The sequence below is a fragment of the Pseudonocardia hispaniensis genome, from assembly GCF_042658695.1.
GTDB classification, from domain to species: domain Bacteria; phylum Actinomycetota; class Actinomycetes; order Mycobacteriales; family Pseudonocardiaceae; genus Pseudonocardia; species Pseudonocardia hispaniensis.
This window is the reverse complement of the sequence record NZ_JBHSQW010000031.1, coordinates 112,081-114,805: the sequence shown is the minus strand read 5'-3', so window position 1 is coordinate 114,805 and position 2,725 is coordinate 112,081. Positions and strand designations below refer to the sequence as shown.

Here is a 2,725-nt window from a genome sequence, read left to right as displayed (position 1 = left end):
CCCTCGCCGACCAGCGATGAGTTCCCGGTTCGGAGCCGGTCCCTTCTCGCATGAGCACGACGGTCCAGCTGGGAGTGGCGGTGCCGGCCGCCGTCGCGGGCGCGGCGGCGATCGGGCTGGCCAACGCGGCCCAGTCCACGGCGACGCATCAGGTTCCCCACGGCAACGTCCTCGATCCCCGTCTGCTGTGGAACCTGCTGCGCAACCGGACCTGGCTGGTCGGCATCGGGGCGACGGCCACGGGGCTCGGCCTGCAACTGCTCGCACTCGGCTACGGGCCGCTGTTGCTGGTACAGCTACTGCTGGTGAGTGCGCTGCTGTTCACGACGATCTTCACGGCCTGGCTGCGCGGTGACGGCGTCGAACGACCCGTGCTGGTCGGCGCGACGCTGTGTGCGGTGGGGCTCGGGGGGTTTCTGCTGCTCGCCCAGCCGAGGCCGGCAGGGGTAGGGCCCATCGCGGACATGCCCACCACGCCGGCGGCCGTTCTGCTCGCCGGGCTGGTGACCGTCTGTCTCGCGTTCGTGCGTCACCGGGCTCGGCGGACGCGGGTGCTGATACTCGCGCTGGCCACGGGCGTGCTGTACGGGGTCACGGCCGGGCTGATGAAGCTGGTGTCGGGACAGGCTCGGGTGGGTCTGGCGGAGCCGCTCGGCCACTGGGCGTTCTACGTCGCCCTGCTGACAGGCGTGACCGGGTTCCTGCTGTCGCAGAACACGTTCCAGGCCGGACGCCACGTCGCCCCCGCCGTCGCGGTGATCACGATCGTGGATCCGCTGGTGGCGATCGGCCTTGGACTCGTCTGGTTCGGCGAGTCCATCACCCTGACCCCTGCGGCCCTGGCCGGTGAGATGCTCGCCGGGACCGTCATCGTCGCCGGGGTCATGATCCTGGCCCGCCATACCGAGCGGCCCGCCGGTTCCAGGGAGTACGCTGCCCCGTCTCCGGCGATCCGGTGCCCCGCGCCGACCTGCTGCCAGACCCCCTGCGCGGCGCGCTCGTCGTAGTCACCGCCGCTCTGTCGGCAGGCCGACCAGCTCGCGGTAGCTCGGCCATTCCCCCGCCGTGGTCCGCACCGTGACGGCAGCCAGCATCGCGTGGGCGATCGCGCGGCTGACAACGTCCGCTGCCGCCGCCTGCAAGGTGTACAGCCCGGCGGGCTCGGGCGCCGGCCGCGCGCCGGTGGCGAGCCCGAACACGGTGTCGCCGTCCATGACCGTGTGCACCGGAGACAGCGCGCGGGCGAGGCCGTCGTGGCCCATCGCCGCGAGCCGGGCGCACCCCGCCTTGTCCAGGGCGACGTCGGTGGCGACGATCCCGAGGGTCGTGGCGGTGCCGAGCCGGAGGCCGTGGGACGCCGCGGCCTCGCGCAGTGCCGCCAACTCGGATGGCCCCGGGGTCGGGGACGGGAACTCCCCGGCGAACCCCGAGCGGGCGCCGAGCAGCGCGCCCGTCGCGGGGTCGGCCGCCGATCCGGCCGCGTTGACGACCACCAGCGCCGCCACCGTGGCGCCATCGGCGAGCACGGCGCTGGCCGTTCCGACGCCGCCCTTGAGTCCGCCGGCGACGGCACCGGTCCCGGCCCCCACGACGCCCTGCGCGACCGGCCCCGGTGACGCGGCGTCGACTGCGGCGGCGCCGAGCTCGGCTCCGGGCCGGGCCGTGAAGTCCCCGCCCCGGCCGAGGTCGAAGATCACGGCGGCGGGCACGATCGGCACGACCTCGCCAGGTGTGAGCCCGACCCGGAAACCAACGTCGTCGCCCTCGAGCCTTCGCATCACCCCGTCGGCGGCGGCGAGCCCGTAGGCGCTGCCCCCGGACAGGACGAGGGCGTGGATCCGCTGGACGGTGTTGCGCGGGTCGAGCAGGTCCGTCTCGCGGGTTCCCGGTGCCGCCCCCCGCACGTCGATCCCCGCGACGGCGCCGCCCTCCGGGGCGAGCACGACGGTGGTGCCACTGAGCGCACCGTCCCCCGCGAGTTCGGCATGCCCGACCCGGAGGCCGGGGACATCGGTGAGACCGTTGTGCGGACCAGGCTTCATTTTCCCTGCTCACGACCCACTGTGAGTGCGTAACAGTGTTAGAACACTGTTACGCACTCACAGGTTAGCGGGACCTGCTACGACGGATCAGCAGGATGATCAGCAGAAGCAGTGCGCCACCGATGACCGGGGCGAGCCGCTTGAGCACCGGGGCTCCCGCGGTGTCCAGCAGATCGATGGCCTCGACGTCGCTGCGCACCGGACCAGCCGGCTTCGTCTCGGCGGGCTTCGCCTCGGCGCCGGCGGTCGGCGCCTGCGCTGCAGCCGGGGCCTTCTCCCCGAGCTTCTCGGTCAGGCAGGACGCGAACTGGCCGATGATCTTCTCACTGACATCAGAGATCACCCCGCGGCCGAACTGCGCAGGCCGACCGGTGATGGTCAGATCGGTGACCATGGTGACCTCGGTCTTGTCCGGCCCGTCGGCCTGCATCGTCCCGGTCACCTTGGCGTTCGCGGTGCCGTTGCCCCGGGCATCGCGTCCGCTCGCGTCGATGACCACCTCGTGTTTCGCGTCATCGCGCGAGACGTATGTGCCCTTGCCCTTGTAGGTCAAGGAGATCGGCCCGAGCTTGACCTTCACGGTCCCGGTGAACGCGTCACTTTCGTAGGACTCCAGCGTCGCGCCCGGGAAGCACGGCGCCACCGTCTCCGGGTTGTTCAACGCCGCCCACGCCTCGTCGATC

Annotated in this window: 3 protein-coding genes; 1 reads left to right on the top strand and 2 read right to left on the bottom strand. The window is 72.3% G+C overall.

From position 1 onward, the window contains the following. The first annotated feature begins 50 nt into the window (after window positions 1–50). Window positions 51–1,007, top strand: coding sequence for a DMT family transporter (locus tag ACFQE5_RS14780; RefSeq protein WP_379585535.1), 957 nt, complete (start codon window positions 51–53; stop codon window positions 1,005–1,007). Here the strand turns inward: ACFQE5_RS14780 and ACFQE5_RS14775 are convergent, their stop codons facing one another. Further along, a complete protein-coding gene (locus tag ACFQE5_RS14775) occupies window positions 1,008–2,042 on the bottom strand; it encodes a P1 family peptidase (RefSeq protein WP_379585533.1) in 1,035 nt (344 codons plus the stop codon). It abuts the gene before it with no gap. A gap of 64 nt (window positions 2,043–2,106) precedes the next feature. Further along, window positions 2,107–2,724, bottom strand: a complete 618-nt coding sequence (locus ACFQE5_RS14770; protein WP_379585532.1) for an SRPBCC family protein — start codon at window positions 2,722–2,724, stop codon at window positions 2,107–2,109. Between the last annotated feature and the right edge of the window lies 1 nt (window position 2,725).

Bases quoted from the DNA above. Each gene is read 5' to 3' on its own strand.
- ACFQE5_RS14780 (WP_379585535.1), top strand. From the start codon at position 51: ATGAGCACGACGGTCCAGCTGGGAGTGGCGGTGCCGGCCGCCGTCGCG.
- ACFQE5_RS14775 (WP_379585533.1), bottom strand. From the start codon at position 2,042: ATGAAGCCTGGTCCGCACAACGGTCTCACCGATGTCCCCGGCCTCCGG.